The organism is Arthrobacter sp. B0316-5-4, from assembly GCF_059090325.1.
The window spans coordinates 120,087-135,343 of the sequence record NZ_JBNHFN010000001.1 but is presented as its reverse complement, the minus strand read 5'-3'; the positions used below and the strand labels follow the sequence as shown (position 1 = coordinate 135,343).

Below are 15,257 nucleotides of genomic sequence, written 5' to 3'. Positions count from 1 at the left end.
ACCGAACCGTGAGCGTGGAAGTCCGCGATCCTGGCCTGCAACCCGAACGCACCACGCTGGCATGGCGACGCACACTGATTTCGCTGGTGGTGGTGGACCTTTTCATCTGGCGAAGCTGGCTGACATCGGAGCCCGCCGCCGGCAACGTCGTCGCCGGCCTGCCAGGGCTGGACTACCAAGGGCTTTGCGCGCTCATGGCCGCAGCGGCCACGGTAGTCCTCGCCGCAGTGGTGTGGGTTCGCTCACGCCAGCTCCAAGCTGGCAGCCAGGCGGCATCGGCCCGGTTGGTCCTGGTCAGCACGCTGGCAGTGATGGGCCTCGGGGGCACGGCAATCGCAGCGATAGCCTTGGGCGGATAAGCTCGGAGGCGGGATTCAGCAACTGCCCAGATTCGGCTGGCAAGATGCTCAAGGACTCCGGACGTTCCGGGCGAACCACGGGCACGCCACCGTGCAGCGCGATCCGCGGCAGGCCATACCGGCCTGCACACCAACCGTAAGGACAACCTCGTCATGACCTCTCCTGTGCAAGCCACTTCCGACCCCCAGCCCGGACTCATCGCCCGGCTGTCGGCCGAAGCCCTGGGCTCCATGTTCGTCGTGCTTGTTGCCGTGGGTGTGTCGATCTTCTCCAACCCTTCCGGGGCGCCGCTGCCCGCAGCGCTGGCGACCGGCCTCACGGTCACCGTGGCCATGCTGGCTTTCGGCCATGTCTCCGGTGGCCACTTCAACCCAGTGATCACCCTGGGCAACCTGATTGCGGGCCGCATCAGGGCCGTGGCCGCGATTGCGTACATCGTGGCCCAGGTTGTTGGCAGTGTTGTGGGCGCGGCCCTCGCGTACTTCGTGGTGCTGACTGTTCCCGTGCTGACGGACGCCCGCGCTGCCTTCGGCTCTGCCGCCGCGGGTTTCGGCGAACATGCCGCGGCCCAAACCCAGATGGCAGGGGTCCTTCTCGTAGAAGTTGTCGGTTCGGCGCTGCTGGTGGCTGTGTTCCTTGGCGCGACGGCGGGCCGCCGCGCCCTCCCGGCCCTGGCGCCTTTCGCGGTAGGCCTCTCCATGGCTGTCCTGCTCCAGTTCGGACAGGTCCTGGGCAACCTTCCGTTCAACCCTGCACGCGCAACTGCGCAGGCCTTCTTCAGCCCCTCATGGGCGTTGGATGGATTGTGGCTCTTCTGGGTGGCGCCGCTGATGGGTGCCGCGCTCGCCGGTCTCGCCTTCAGGGGCTTCCAAGGAATTTCTGGTGCCAACCTGGCCACCGACACACGCTCCGTGGCCAGCACGGATGACGGCGTCAACGATTCCTTCGATGCTGAAGGGGATCCGACCGAGGACGTTGCAGAAACCCGTGACGCGAAGGCAAACCCGGATGCCGCCAGTGCATCCGCACGTCCCGCTCCGGCTGCTCCAGCAGCCGAAGATGACGCACGCGACTTTTTCGACGGCAAGAAGGGCTAGCAGCCGGACAGGATCGACGGCGGTCGGCTTGCCTCCGCTTTATTGTCGGTGCTCCCGGATAACTTGAGAATATGCGGTTACTCCATACTTCCGATTGGCATCTTGGCCGGTCCTTCCACGGCGTTGGCATGCTTGATGCCCAGCGCAACTTCGTGGACCAGCTGGTGTCTTTCGTCGAAGCCAAGTCCGTTGACGCCGTCCTGATTGCCGGTGACGTCTATGATCGCGCGCTGCCCGGATTGGATGTCGTCAAGCTGCTGGATGAGGCCTTGGTGCGCATTACCCAGGCGGGGGCCGGTGTTGTGCTCACCAGCGGCAACCACGACTCCGCGATCAGGCTGGGCTTCGCTTCACGGTTGTTGGAACGCGGGGGAGTGCATTTGCGAACCCGGATAGAGGACCTGGACGTACCGGTCATTTTGCCAGCAGGGGTAGACGGCGACGGAAACACCGCCAACGTAGCCATTTACGGCATTCCGTTCCTTGAACCGCGGCTGGTGGCTGAGCGTTTGGAGGCCCCCAACGCCAACCACTTTGAGGTCACACTCGCGGCGGTGGAGCGCATCAAGCGCGATGTTGAGCGTCGCCGCCTTGCCGGGCCGGTTCATCCGGTGGTGTTGGCCCACACTTTCGCCAGTGGTGGTATCACCTCGGAGAGCGAGAGGGACCTTAGCATCGGAGGACTGGGCGCTGTCCCGCTGGACCTCTTCGAAGATTTTTCGTACACCGCACTGGGCCATCTTCATGGCCGGCAGGAACTGGTACCCCACGTCAGGTACTCCGGTTCGCCATTGGCCTACTCGTTCTCGGAAGCCAAGCACCACAAGGGTGCCTGGCTGGTGGAGATCGGCGCCGATGGCGTGACCGACGTCCAGGAAGTCCTGTGGGAGGCCCCCCGGACACTCGCAGTGTTGAGGGGAAAGCTTGAGGACCTGTTGGGGTCAGCGGAGCATGCGTGGGCGGAAGCTGCCTACTGCCAAATAACGTTGACTGATGCCCAGCGGCCCGCCCAAGCCATGGAGAGGCTGCGCACCCGTTTTCCGGACACCTTGGTCCTGGCTTTCGACCCCGAGGGTGCTGAAGCCCGGTCGAAGACCAGCTACAGCACCAGGCTTGCGGAGGCTGAGGACGACCTCGGAGTCTGTTGCGGCTTCCTGGACCACGTCCGCGGCCGTACCGCCGGCGAGGCCGAAGAAGCTGCACTGCGGGAAGCCCTTGAGGCCGTCCGGTTGGAGGAAGCGGAACTGTGAGAATCCACCGCCTGGACATCGAAGCGTTCGGTCCGTTTGCCACGCCCCAGCACATCGACTTCGACCAGTTGAGCTCCCAAGGACTCTTCCTGCTCAATGGGGCAACCGGTGCCGGTAAGACCAGCATCCTCGATGCCATCTGTTTCGCCTTGTACGGGTCAGTGCCTGGCGCCCGCCAGGAGGGTAAGCGGCTCCGCAGCGACCACGCAGCGCCCGGGGCTGAACCGCGTGTAGTCTGCGAATTCACAGCACGTGGGCGGCGCTTTGAGGTGAGCCGGTCGCCCGCGTGGGAACGCCCCAGCGCGCGTGGCCGCAATGGATACACCACCCAGCAGGCCAAGACGCTGCTCCGGGAACGCGTTGGAGGCAGCTGGGAGGAAAAGTCATCCAGGAATGACGAGGTAGGTGCCGAGCTTTCCGACGTCCTTGGGATGGACCGGGACCAGTTCACCCGGGTAGTGATGCTCCCCCAGGGGGACTTCGCGGCCTTCTTGCGGTCCAAGGCCAGCGACCGCCTGGACCTTCTCCAGAAATTGTTCGGCACTCAACGGTTCGAGGCCGTTGAACGGCAACTCGCCCAGCAGGCGGCCGCAGCCGCCAAGGAGGTTGGGGAGAACGCTTCGGGGCTCCAGGTGCTGCTGGACAGGGTTGCGTCAGAACAGGCGCAGTTTGGTGTTTCCGGCGCCACGGGGGAGGCAGCCTCTGGAGAGCAAGCCGGGCCCGCATTCACAGCAGGTGACGCGCCCCGGGCTGACAACGAGGACCCTGAGGCTTGGCTCGCCACTGTGGAAGAAGAAGCCCAGGCTGAATGGAAACGCCGGCAGGCCGCCGCCAGCGAAGCGGAATCGCAGTCCGCCCGGTACGCAGAAGAATTCCAGGAAGCCGAGGAGAAGTCACTGCGGCATGCTCGCCTCGCCGCAGCCCTGCAGCGGAGGATCCTGGCTGAACTGGCTGCACCCCGGGCGCTTGAGAACAGGGAAGCGCTGGCAAAGCACCGTCGGGCTGCTGTTCTCAGTGGCCAGCTCGACGCTGTTGATTCCGCAGCACGTAAGGTCGATTCCGCCGTTGAGCGGGTGGCAAGGGCGCGCGGCAAACTAGCGGCTGCAGGCGTGGATGCCGACGATCCCACCGCGGCCCTGGACGCTGCGAAGGCGTCGCATGCGGTCCTTCAGGCCCGGTTGCCGGACGAGCAACGCATGGACGAGATCGCGGGCCGCCTTGCTGCCAAGCGGACTGAAGAGACTACGCATCAGGCTGCTGCGGCCAAGGCAACGTCCCTGCTGGATCAGTTGCGCGAAGAAGCGGCCACCCTTGACTCACGAATGGAGCCACTGGAACCCCTCGCTGTCCATTTGGCAGACCGCGAGCGGGACGCCTCATCAGCAGCCGAGCTGGTAGGCATCGTGGCCCGCTACTCCACGGCTGCCTCCGAGCTGGAGACCCTCACCGGGAATCATCTCCAAGCACGGTCCGACTCCCAGGACCTTCGTCAGCACTGGCTTGATGTCCGGGAACTCCGTCTCGCCAACGCCGCGGGAGAGCTTGCCATGGCGTTGGAAAGCGGCATGCCGTGCGCTGTCTGCGGCAGTGAGGACCACCCGAAGCCTGCTGCAGCAGCGCGCTCGGCACTCTCTTTGGCCCAGGACGAGGAAGAAGCCAGGCAGCGCTTTGAAAGCAGCGAGCAAGCCCTGGCGGACTTGGCTGGGCACGTTTCCGCTGCGGCCCAGGTCGTTGCCGGGTTGGCGGCCCAGGGTGGTTCGGTTGACATGGCCGAAGCTGACGCCAAGCTTGTGTCCGCTGAATCTGCTGCGCTGGAGGCCCGGAAGGCGACCACCCTGCTGGCGGAGCTGCGGGGCGAGCGTGAGGCCCTCAGTCAACGGATGGCCCAGGTACAGGAAGCACACTCCGCGTCTGTGGGCGCCGCCGCGCAGGCGGCCTCGGCTGTCCTGCTTCTTCAGGAGCAACGTGATGCCCTGGAAGCTGAGCTGGCAGGTCTAAGGGGGGACTTCCCGAGCCTGCGTGAACGTCTGGAAGCTCTGTCCAGGGAGCGCACCCTCCTTCAGGAGGCCGCTGATGGGGACCAGGAGCTTGAAGGTGCGCGGCAGGTCATGGTTGAGGCCACGGCTGCCTTGGAGCGGGCCTTGCCTGAATCCGGATTTGGTTCTGCTGAGGAAGCCCGTCGCGAGTTGCTTTCTCCCGCTGACGTGGTTGGACTCGAACAGGACCTCGCCGATTTCGATGCCGAAACAGCAAAGCTGGATGAGCTGTTTGCCAGCGAAGACCTGGTCCTGGCAGCCAAAGAAGCCAGCATTGGCGAACTTCCCCTGCCTGAATCCGAACGTGCGGAGGCACGGCTCCGTGCTTCCAAGGCCGCAGAGGATGCCCGGTCCGCGGCCCTCGCGGCAGGGCTCGCGGGCAAGTCCGCTGAAGCCGTACGCCGCTGCCGGGCGGAGTACCAGGCCCTTGCCCAGGCTGCTGAGGAACCGCGCAGGAAGGCCCGCATGCTGGCCGGGCTGGCTGAGACCGTACGTGGAGCCGGGGAAAACAGCTACCGGATGAGCCTGAACACGTACGTCCTCGCCGCTCGTTTGGAACAGGTGGCCTCCGCCGCTTCCGAGAGGCTCGTTGCAATGAGCGACGGCCGGTACACCTTGCAGCACACCGACGCCAAGGCTGCGCGTGGCGCAAAGTCCGGCCTCGGATTGGAAGTAGTTGACGAATGGACCGGCCAACGTCGTGACACTTCCACGCTCTCAGGCGGTGAATCCTTCATGGCCTCGCTGTCCCTTGCCTTGGGGCTCGCGGACGTTGTCCAGCATGAGGCCGGCGGAGTGGACATTGAAACTCTGTTCGTCGACGAAGGCTTCGGCAGTCTCGACGAGCAAGCGCTCGAGCAGGTCATGGACGCCTTGGAGGGACTGCGCGACGGCGGCCGGGTCGTCGGACTGGTCAGCCACGTTGCGGAAATGAAGCAGCGCATCACCAGCCAGCTCCAGGTGGTCAAAGGACGCCACGGGTCCAGTGTGCGGATTGCCGAGGTGGTTCCCACGTGACCCCTATCCGATAGACTTAACCCGTTACACCGGGTCGCGCGCATCGGGAGGAGGGACGATGCGCACCTTTTAGCGAACCCGGATTAATGGAAAAATCTTCTGTGGCCTCCGAGCCCTTGTCATTGGCGCCAGCGCGTCCCTCACGTCTGCCAGGCCGTTTCGCGCGGCTGCCCGAACTGGCGGGCCCCGGCTTCCTGCCCCTGGGCCTCTTCGCCCGGCTACCCCTGGCCATGCTGACAGTGGGCACCTTGACGCTGGTGACAGCTGTCAGCCATTCGTACGCGATCGGCGGCATGGCCGCTGGAGCCGTTGGTATTGGCTCGGCCCTGGGCGCTCCGGTCCTGGGCTCCCTGGCCGACCGCGCCGGCCAACGCATCGTGCTTCTCGTGGCCGCCATCGTCAACACCTTGGCCGTTGCCGGACTGCTCGCCGCGTCTTACCTCACTCCCGGCTACGAATCGGTGGGCGATGCCACCGGCGTCCTTATCGCCGCGTTCCTGGCCGGCGCGAGCTGTCCCCAGGTCGGTCCCATGGCAAGGGTCCGATGGATGGCGCTGACCACACGCAATCTTTCGCCTGCGGCAGGCAGCGGGGGCAGGAGCGTCGCCGCCAACCGGGCCGACCTGGATACTGCCCTGTCCTACGAGGGCACCGCGGACGAAATCACCTTCGTCCTCGGTCCAGCCCTGGTGGGCGTCCTCGCGAGCATCGTGGCCCCCTGGTTACCCCTTGCCTTGGCCGCTGTCATGACCATCACCCTCGTTCCTGCTTTTGCCGTCCATCCCAGCCAACAAGCTGTGGTGCCCGCCCCTCGAAAGGCGAGTGCCGACGTCGTTCCTCCCGCTGGGCATAGCGGAGAAGAAGTTCCACAGCGCCGTAACCGCTGGGCCAGCGCCGTGGTTGCTGTGCCGGTGCTGGCCATGGTCTGCATGGGCACCTTCTTTGGCGCGACCCAAAACGCTTTGAGCGCGTTCTCGGCGCAGTACGCAACGGCGGAAATCGCCGGTCTCCTGTATGCGGTCATGGGTTTGAGCTCAGCGGTTGCGGCGTTGTCTGTCGCTTTCTGGCCGCAGCGGTTCAGCCTGGCCGCGCGCTGGGTAGCCGCTGCCCTGGCGATGTCGGTGCTGTCGTTGCTGTTGCTGCTCCCGGCAGGAATCTGGCCCATGGTCGTGGTGCTGTTGGTCCTTGGCATTCCTGTGGGACCGGTGATGGTCACCGTGTTCAGCATCGGCGGCGTGGTGGCACCTGCTGGCCGGATGGCGACGGTGATGACGGCGCTCGCCAGCGGAATCGTGGCGGGCACCGCGCTGGGCTCCTACCTGGCCGGGCAATTGGCCCAAACCCAGGGCTCCGGCGCGGCGTTCGTGGTTTCCATGGGGGCGGCAGCCGGCCTCTTCCTGCTGGGCGTCGTCACGTTAATTGTGATGAAGAGCCGGCCTCAGGCGTAATCAAGGGCTGACCGTCTCAGAGCTGGTCTACGGCTCCTGCATTGCGGTAGCCAGTGGGGGAGTTGCCGAAAGCAGCCCTGAAGATGCGGCTGAAATGGGCGGCGTCGGTGAACCCCCACCGCGCTGCGATGGCTGTGACGGGGCGTTCTGCCAACACCGGATCCATCAGGTCGCGGCGGCATCGCTCCAGTCGCCGTTGCCGGATCGACGAAGCTACTGTGGTACCGATCTCCTGGAAGAGGTCGTGCAGGTGGCGTGTGGAGATGTAGTGGGCGGCGGCGATGGTTCCGGGGGAGAGCCCGGGATCACCGAGGTTGGCTTCGATGTAGTCGTGGATGCGGCCCAGCAGCAGGAGGTGGGGATCGCGGCCTGTCTCGATCAGTTGGTCTAGTTCGCCGTTGAAGAGCGTTGTCACCAGGTCCAGGGCATTGTGGACCAACCGCAGGCCATTGGTACCCGACAATGCCTCAAGGTTGTCGGCCAGTTTCACCAGGAAGGGGCTGATGAGTTCGCCGAGCCCCTCGTCACCGGGGATCCGCAAAGCTGTCACATGGCCCATGGCCTCTGCCGGCAGGTCCAGCAGAACGTGCGGGAACATGATGACCAAAGTGCGGAAGTCGTCGTCGAACGTTAACCGGTACGGGCGGGAGGTGTCGTAAATGGAGAGGTCGCCAGGGCGTAACACGGCCTCGCGTTCGTCCTGCACCAGGCGGCCGGACCCGCTGAGCTGGATGCTGAGCTTGAAGAAACGGCCGGGGGACTTGGCAATCAGTTCCGGCGTGCGCAGGGCCGTATGGGGTCCGGCGGTGACTTCCACCACGGAGATCTGACCGAGGACGCGTGCCCGCATGGTTCCGTGGAAGGCTGCATCGCGGGGGCCCTGGGCCAGCAATGGCACGAAGGATGCGGAGATTGCCCTGCTCCACTCCTGGAACGACTCCGCCACGATGGTTTCCACGGTTGCGGGGCCGGTTTCGGCCGCGACGGTCATCAAACTCCCTTTCAAAGGCCCACAATGCCGCTGCCAAGGGGCCGGAAGGGCCGGCACTGCGGACGTGAGCTTGCCCACGATTCTACACCGGGGAACACGCGCCACCGTGCTTGCGTGCAGCGACAAACACCTTGCCGTGTGAGACAAGTCACGCAGCCTTGCGGCGGTGGAAGATTGCGGAATGACAGACATCGCGCCGCGCACTCTCCCGCGGCATCGAGGCAGGAGCACACTATGAGCGTGGACAACCCCGTTAAGGGCAGGACCGCCGCGGCCGCCGTCACCAAGAGGCGGCTGGGCGTACCGGCAGTGACCTTCATGATCATCGCGGCCTCTGCGCCGCTGACCGTCCTGGCAGGCGGGGTGACCACCACGTTCGCGGTCACCGGGGTGACGGGCGTGCCGCTGTCCTTCCTGCTCCTGGGTGGAATATTGGCGCTGTTCGCTGTGGGCTACGCCGCCATGAGCCGCTACGTCACCAACGCCGGGGCGTTCTATGCGTATATAGCGCAGGGCATTTCCAGGCCAGCCGGAGTGGGCGCCTCCCTGGTTGCCCTGATGGCGTACAACCTGATGCAGGTAGGGATCTACGGGCTGTTCGGCTTCACCGTCTCGTCGCTTCTTTCCGCACGGCTTGGCGTCAGCGTTCCCTGGTGGGTGCCCGTGCTGGTGTGCATCGCGATCGTGGGGTGGCTGGGCGTGAACAGGGTGGATTTGTCGGCCAAGGTCCTTGGCGTCCTGGTGGCCCTGGAATTCCTGGTGGTCATCGTGTACGACGTCATCAGCATCGCCGTGGCTCCTGAGGGCATCAGCGCAGCGACCTTCAGCCCCGAGAGCCTGTTCGTTCCGGGCATCGGCGCGGTACTGTCCTTCGGCATCGCCGCCTTCATGGGTTTTGAATCGGCTGCCATCTACGGCGAAGAATCCAAGGACCCCAAGCGGACCGTTGCCCGTGCCACCTTCGCCGCAGTAGGCATCATCGCCGTCTTCTACGCGGTATCGGCCTGGGCCATGACCGTAGGAACGGGGCCGTCAGCCGTCATCGAGACCGCAGCCACCTCCGGTCCGGACATGATCTTTGCCTTCCTTGGCACCAATGGGGGCGTATTGCTTAGCGACATTGCCCAGGTCCTGTTTGTCACGAGCCTTTTTGCCGCGCTCGTCAGTTTCCACAATGCAGTGGCGCGCTACTTCTTCTCCCTCGGCCGCGAACGGGTCCTGCCGGCCGCGCTGGCCAAGGTGCGGACACAGAGTGGGGCGCCGTTCGCCGGTTCCCTGGCGCAGACGGTGATTGCCGTCGTCGTGACCGTTGCCTTTGCCATTGCGGGATCGGGTTCCGAACTGGGCGAACTGTACCCGGTGCTGACCATGTTCACTTGGCTGACCAACAGCGGCGCCATGGGCCTGGTGCTGCTCATGACAGTGGTATCGGTTGCCGTGATCGGCTTCTTCCGCCGGCAGCAGCACGGGGCAAGCCTTTGGGTCAGGGTCATCGCCCCGGGCCTGGGGTTCGTCCTCCTGGCTGTCGTGTTCGTGCTCATCACCACCAACTTCAACGTCCTGCTGGGGCAAACCGAGTCGACGCCAGCCACGTTTGTCCTGCCCGTGCTGGTCCTGCTGCCCGGAGTTGTGGGCATCATCTGGGGCCTGCGCCTCCGGCGCTCGCAGCCGGCGCTCTACGCCCGGATTGGCCACGGCGCGGAAGACTGAACCGTTCCATCAAGGAAGCCCCGGCGCGAATCCGAATCGCGCCGGGGCTTCCCTATGCCGGGCCTGCCTCTTGGGGGCTAGAGCCCTTGGGCCGGGTCCAGTTCGGGGCTGTGCCGGGTCATGCTGATCAGGCGGCCGTGGGCACCGAAGGTGAAGTGCACGGGGGCGGTGCCTGCCTCATCCCAGCCGAAGAGGCTGCCGTGGGAGCGGATGGAGTGGGGGTCCCGGTGGTCGGCGACGGTGACTGAGCCGCAGGGAATGACTTTCTCCCGCCATGTGAACACGAAAATCCCGGGGCGGACCTCGAAGACCGTGTTGGAATCGGTGTCTGCCAATCCGCGCTCCGGACCTGCCAGGCATTGCCAGGTGTACCACGTGGGACTGAGGTAGATGTGCTCGTACGCATGCGATCCGCTGTAGACCCATTCGACGCGGCGGCCGATGAGTCCGGTGCTTTCAGCGATGCCAGGGCCTGTGGCCTGGTATCCGTCAAGGGTGCCAGGGCGGAAATCGTGACTGACGGCAACGCTGGAAGGAGTTGCCCTGCCAAGTAAGGCGCCGATGTAAAGTGCCCGGCCGTGGCTAAGGTCCAGGACCAGGGAAACGGCGAGTTCCGGCTCCAGGGCGCTCTGCCATTGGGCGTAGTACAGATCTTCGGCCACGGCAAAGGCCTCATAAGCGGATGTTCCGGCGTGGCCCGCCGCAGACCATTGCACGGCTTCGTCGTCGAAGCTGAACGTCATGGATCCGCCGTCGCTCTGGACGGAGAACCGTTGCCCGGCAAGGTCCTGCACGGTGGGGGCTTTGTTGGCGTCGAAGCCAGGTGCCAGGCCGTCCAGCGGTAGCCAGTTGGAGGTGTCAAGAAGATTCAGGCTCATGGTTCCTTCTCAGTCTCGGGAGAAGGACGGGACAGTGTGTCCGGTCCTTCTCCGAGTATTCGGTCCGGCCGTGGCTGTCGTCTTGTACTGTGGGGCACGTTGCTTGGCCTGGAAGGAAAGCTTCAGGCGAGTTGGCTTTCGATGCGCGCGGCGCTCGCGGCCAAGGCCTGGCCCACGGCGTCCGGATCCTGGTCCAGGCGGATGTAGACGACGGCGATCGCGGCTGGCCGTCCGCCTGGAACCCGGATGGGAGCGGCAATGGAGGATAGTCCGGCGATGACTTCGTCGTGGCTGGTGGCGTAGCCGAGGCGGCGGGCCTCCCGGGCCTCTTCCCGGTAGGGGATGCCGGCGCCCAGCTGCTGCCAGCGTTCCTCGGTCATGCTGGACTGGATGGCGATCCCCGGGGCGCCCGTTCCGACGGGGTGCCGGCTCCCGGGGTGCTGGGCGAGTGTCGCGCCGGAGTGGCGAGGCTCGACCGTGACCAGTGTGACGCATTCCTGGTGGTCCCAGACCGCGACGAAGGCGGTCATGTGCAGTTCGTTTGCCAGCTGGGTCAGTTCGGGGAGGGATGCTGTTTGCAGGTTCCGTGACACGCCCCGGGCCAACACGGCCAATCCCGGCCCGGGCTGGACCCGTCCGGAGTCGTCGCGGACCAGGAGCGAATGGTCCTCGAGGGTCCTCAGGATGCGGTAGGCCACCGAGCGGTGCACTCCGAGTGCCTCGGTCAGCTCAGCGATGCTGAGGGGACGTTCGGCTGCTGCGAGAATTTCCAGCGCGCGGATGCCCCGGGAGAGGGTCTGCGACGGCGGCGCCTGGGTGGATGCGTCGGTGGTGCCCTGGGTGTCGCTGCGGGGATTCATGCGAACCATCCTATGTTGGCCCGGCCTGGACGTGGGCCTGTGCTTTGGGTCACAGCGTGTAGTATTCTTTCCTAACTGACCGTTCTGTCGGTTTATATACGTCACGCGCTGACCAGCACTCTCACCCCCCATGGAGTTCCAATGACCGCAACTTCCACTGTCGACTCAACGTCAGGCCCCAGCAGTAAACGCGAAGAGCGCCGCGTCCTTGCCGGGACACTGGTGGGCACCACCATCGAGTGGTACGACTTCTTCATCTTCGCCCAGCTCACGGCTACCTTGTTGGCTCCGTTGTTCCTTTCTCCCCTGGAAAAGTCCAACCCGGGTGTAGCCCAGCTCCTGTCCTTCGCCACGATCGGCATCAGCTTCCTGTTCCGTCCGCTGGGAGCCTTCGTGGCCGGGCACTTGGGGGACAGGATGGGGCGCAAAGCCGTGCTCGTCATGACGCTGGTCATGATGGGTGCAGCCACCGCCCTGATCGGTGTCCTTCCGACCTACGACACCATCGGACTCTGGGCCCCGGTACTGCTGATCTTCCTGCGCGTTCTCCAGGGTTTCTCGGCAGGCGGCGAGTGGGGCGGAGCAGCCCTGATGGCCGTGGAACATGCGCCCATCCAGAAGCGCGGCCTCTTTGGCGCCTACCCCCAGATTGGCGTGCCCATCGGCATGATCCTTGCTACCGGGCTGCTGTTCTTCCTGCAGTCGGGGATGTCCAAGGAGGATTTTGCGGCCTGGGGTTGGCGTGTTCCGTTCCTGTTGTCCGTGGTCCTGATTGTGGTGGGGTACTTGATCCGCCGCGCAGTCGGCGAGAGCCCCGTGTTCAAGGAGCTCGCCCAGCGCAAGGCGGAAAGCAAGGCGCCCCTGGGTGAACTCTTCCGCAGGAACAAGAAGGAAGTGGTCCTCGCCGCCCTGATCTTCATCGCCAACAATGCCGCCGGCTACCTGCTGATTGCGTTCTTCATCTCCTACGCCACCAAAACCCTGAAAATGCCTGCGCCCCAGGTTCTCCTGGCTACAACCGTCGCTTCCTTCGGCTGGCTCATCTTCACCATGGTGGGCGGTTGGCTTTCGGACAGGATTGGACGAGTGAAGACCTTCCTGATCGGTTACGGGCTTGTCTTCGCCTGGATGATCCCGATGTTCGTGCTCATCGATTCCAAGGACATCGTGCTGTACGGAACGGCCCTGTTCGTCCTGACCATCGGGCTGGGACTCTCGTATGGCCCGATGTCTGCCATGTACGCCGAGATGTTCCCGGCACAGGTCCGCTACTCCGGTATCTCCATCGGCTACGCCCTGGGCGCCATCCTGGGCGGTGCTTTCGCTCCGCTGATTGCCCAGGCACTCCTGGATTCCACCAAATGGTCGGGTTCAGTAGGGCTGTACATCATGGGCCTCTGCATCATCTCCTCGGTAGGCGTCGTCCTCGCCAAGGAGACCAAGGGGCGGCCGCTGGGCTACAGCGTGCACCACTAGGCACTGTCCGCTACATGAGCATCCAAGGGGTGCGGTCCTTAGGGGCCGCACCCTTTTTTTGCGTCAGGGTTTGGAGCATCACGACGGCGGTTACCGACGACCGCTGGAACCGGCACCTTCCAGTTGGCTCACGACGTCGGCGTCGGACAACTGCTCGAACCGTTCGTAGAAGGCGCCGACTGCATGGAACTTACCGGGTGTGTGCAGGGCAAACACGAAGTCGCATACCCGGCCCAGGGACGTTGACGCCTCGAGCGATGCCACCGGAACGGCCGCTACCACGGTGCGGGCCCCGCCGGAGCGGACGGCTTCGACGGCAGCGCGCATGGTGGCTCCCGTGGCGAGTCCGTCGTCCGCCAGGACCACGGTCTTGTCCCGGAGGTCATGGCTTGTTCCCGGGTACTGCTTTGCCCGGCGAAGGAGCTCGGAGCGCTCGTGGGCTTCCACGGCGTCAAGCGCGGACTGGGAAATGCCGCGGGAGAGAATGAGTTCCTTGAGCGGCTTGTTGACGATTCGCAGGACGTCCCCGTTGGACCATGCCAAGGCTCCGAAAGCGGTCTCGTCCCGGCCCGGAATGCCGAGCTTACGGACCAGCACGGCTCCGAAGGGCAGGTAGAGTTCGTTGGCCGCGGCAGCGGCCACGGGAATCCCGCCACGGGCGAGGCCCAGCACTATGGTGTCCGGGCGTTCCCTGAGCTGGGGGAGCCCTTCAGCCAGGCGGCGACCGGCTTCCGCGCGGTCCTTGAAACGCATGCCCATCTGCTCCACTTCCACGAAATTCGTTGCATTGCCAAGCCTACCGTCCATGCCTTGCCGGGCAACGCCTCCACTGAAAGCATGGCCTTGTGAACAAGCCCATCGGATACTGGATCAAGAGGCTCGACGCTGCGTTGGACGTCCAGTTGGACAGGACGTTGGCGCGGATCAAACTCAGCAGGCGTCAGTGGCATACCTTGGGAACCCTCTCAGGGGGCGCCATGCTTCCTGATCAACTGGAGGAAACCCTGCAACCCCTGTGGGGCGGCGATACCCGTTTGCGTGAGCGGGAGCTGGCGGCCTTGGTGGGCCGCGGATTGATTACCATGATCGATGACCGGCTGACGCTCAGCGAGCGGGGCCGGGAAACGTACCACGAAGCCCAACGGCTCGTGGAAAACGCCCGCCAGGATTTGTCCATGGGCATCGGTATCGATGAGTACGCCACGGCCTTGAGCGTCTTGGAGCGCATGAGCCTTAATGCAGAGCGGCTGGCCCGCTGACCTCAGCCAGCAGCACCAGCCGCCTGCTAGGGGGGCGTGGGCCCTACACGCCCAGGAATTCGAGCGCAGCTTCCTTGAAGGCCCGGCTTGTCACCACGTTCGTGTGCGTCCGCCCCGGAATCACCAGGCTCTCAACCATGCCCCTGTGCTTGCCCGCAATGGAGGCCAGTTCAGGCATCGTCGCGGCGCGTTCGTCCTTCTCGCCGGCAACCAGCAGGAGGGGCATATGCGGCGCCGCCTCGGCGGGATCGAACGGTTCCCCCTTGATGGCCTCGATGAGTGAGAGCAGTGCGAACAGGTTGTTGCTCGGCAGCATTTGCGCCATCTTCAGCAGTCCGGCCGTCGATTCGTCCGCGATGGGTGTGCCGTCGGCCAAGTGCCGCTGCGCGGCCGCGAGGTCGAATGCGGCCAAAGGATCGGCCGAGCTGGGCCCACCCAGCACGATCCGGTGGACCAGGTCCGGCTGGGTCGCGCCGAACTCCCACGCCAGCCGGGATCCCAGCGAATAACCGATGATGTCCAGCCCCGTGGATGGGTCGCCGTCGCGCAGCGGCCGGGCGCCGACGTCGGTGACTATCTGGAGAAGGTCCGCGCGGATGCGGCTGGGCGTGTACGAGTCCAGGTCCTCGGGGGAGTGACTTCGGCCGTGGCCGGGAAGGTCAACGGTGATCGCCCTGCGTCCGGCATCCTGGAGGGTGGCAACCCAGCCGCTGTCTACCCAGTTCAGCTTGCTGGACGAGGAGAACCCGTGGATCAGCAGCACGGGCCGTAGCCCGGCGTCGGCAGCTGGCTCATGGACTTCCACGAACAGTCCGGGGTCCGTGCCCTCCACGGTGTGCCTGCTGTGTTCCACGGTGTGCCTGCCGGTCATGGTG

Annotated in this window: 13 protein-coding genes; 8 read left to right on the top strand and 5 right to left on the bottom strand. The window is 65.0% G+C overall.

Going from position 1 to position 15,257, the window contains the following annotated elements; translation table 11 throughout:
• Window positions 1-8 precede the first annotated feature (8 nt).
• The 5 genes from AC5RU9_RS00605 to AC5RU9_RS00585 all read left to right on the top strand — a co-directional run bounded on the left by AC5RU9_RS00605 (window position 9) and on the right by AC5RU9_RS00585 (window position 7,208).
• Window positions 9-359 carry a DUF202 domain-containing protein gene (locus tag AC5RU9_RS00605; protein ID WP_494014958.1) on the top strand — a complete coding sequence of 117 codons (351 nt, stop codon included), beginning with the start codon at window positions 9-11 and terminating at the stop codon, window positions 357-359.
• 153 nt (window positions 360-512) lie between these two features.
• Window positions 513-1,457, top strand: a complete 945-nt coding sequence (locus tag AC5RU9_RS00600; RefSeq protein ID WP_494014957.1) for an MIP/aquaporin family protein — start codon at window positions 513-515, stop codon at window positions 1,455-1,457.
• A 71-nt stretch (window positions 1,458-1,528) separates the two neighbouring features.
• Window positions 1,529-2,707 carry an exonuclease SbcCD subunit D gene (locus AC5RU9_RS00595; RefSeq protein WP_494014956.1) on the top strand — a complete coding sequence of 393 codons (1,179 nt, stop codon included), beginning with the start codon at window positions 1,529-1,531 and terminating at the stop codon, window positions 2,705-2,707.
• Window positions 2,704-5,760 carry an AAA family ATPase gene (locus AC5RU9_RS00590; RefSeq protein ID WP_494014955.1) on the top strand — a complete coding sequence of 1,019 codons (3,057 nt, stop codon included), beginning with the start codon at window positions 2,704-2,706 and terminating at the stop codon, window positions 5,758-5,760. Before AC5RU9_RS00595 ends, AC5RU9_RS00590 begins: the two co-directional genes overlap by 4 nt.
• An 86-nt stretch (window positions 5,761-5,846) precedes the next feature.
• Window positions 5,847-7,208 carry an MFS transporter gene (locus tag AC5RU9_RS00585; protein WP_494014954.1) on the top strand — a complete coding sequence of 454 codons (1,362 nt, stop codon included), beginning with the start codon at window positions 5,847-5,849 and terminating at the stop codon, window positions 7,206-7,208.
• Window positions 7,209-7,224: 16 nt separating this feature from the next.
• On the opposite strand, the gene AC5RU9_RS00580 is transcribed toward AC5RU9_RS00585, so the two are convergent.
• Complete coding sequence (locus tag AC5RU9_RS00580; protein ID WP_494014953.1) at window positions 7,225-8,199, bottom strand: AraC-like ligand-binding domain-containing protein; 975 nt, start codon at window positions 8,197-8,199, stop codon at window positions 7,225-7,227.
• A gap of 234 nt (window positions 8,200-8,433) precedes the next feature.
• Between AC5RU9_RS00580 and AC5RU9_RS00575 the strand changes: the two genes are divergently transcribed.
• Entirely contained in the window at window positions 8,434-9,909 is a 1,476-nt protein-coding gene (locus tag AC5RU9_RS00575; RefSeq protein WP_211711581.1) for an APC family permease, read from the top strand.
• A 77-nt stretch (window positions 9,910-9,986) separates the two neighbouring features.
• Here the strand turns inward: AC5RU9_RS00575 and AC5RU9_RS00570 are convergent, their stop codons facing one another.
• A complete protein-coding gene (locus AC5RU9_RS00570) occupies window positions 9,987-10,787 on the bottom strand; it encodes a MoaF C-terminal domain-containing protein (protein WP_494014952.1) in 801 nt (266 codons plus the stop codon).
• A 122-nt stretch (window positions 10,788-10,909) separates the two neighbouring features.
• On the bottom strand, window positions 10,910-11,656 hold the full coding sequence (locus tag AC5RU9_RS00565; protein WP_211711583.1) for an IclR family transcriptional regulator: 747 nt from the start codon (window positions 11,654-11,656) through the stop codon (window positions 10,910-10,912).
• Between the two features lie 132 nt (window positions 11,657-11,788).
• Between AC5RU9_RS00565 and AC5RU9_RS00560 the strand changes: the two genes are divergently transcribed.
• Window positions 11,789-13,123 (top strand): MFS transporter, encoded by a 1,335-nt coding sequence (locus tag AC5RU9_RS00560; RefSeq protein WP_494014951.1) that lies wholly within the window; start codon window positions 11,789-11,791, stop codon window positions 13,121-13,123.
• Between the two features lie 90 nt (window positions 13,124-13,213).
• On the opposite strand, the gene AC5RU9_RS00555 is transcribed toward AC5RU9_RS00560, so the two are convergent.
• Window positions 13,214-13,930, bottom strand: coding sequence for a phosphoribosyltransferase (locus tag AC5RU9_RS00555; RefSeq protein ID WP_494014950.1), 717 nt, complete (start codon window positions 13,928-13,930; stop codon window positions 13,214-13,216).
• Window positions 13,931-13,968: 38 nt separating this feature from the next.
• Here AC5RU9_RS00555 and AC5RU9_RS00550 point away from each other — a divergent pair, with 38 nt between their 5' ends.
• A complete protein-coding gene (locus tag AC5RU9_RS00550) occupies window positions 13,969-14,382 on the top strand; it encodes a MarR family transcriptional regulator (protein ID WP_494014949.1) in 414 nt (137 codons plus the stop codon).
• A gap of 43 nt (window positions 14,383-14,425) precedes the next feature.
• Here the strand turns inward: AC5RU9_RS00550 and AC5RU9_RS00545 are convergent, their stop codons facing one another.
• Window positions 14,426-15,253 carry an alpha/beta fold hydrolase gene (locus tag AC5RU9_RS00545; RefSeq protein WP_494014948.1) on the bottom strand — a complete coding sequence of 276 codons (828 nt, stop codon included), beginning with the start codon at window positions 15,251-15,253 and terminating at the stop codon, window positions 14,426-14,428.
• Window positions 15,254-15,257 lie beyond the last annotated feature (4 nt).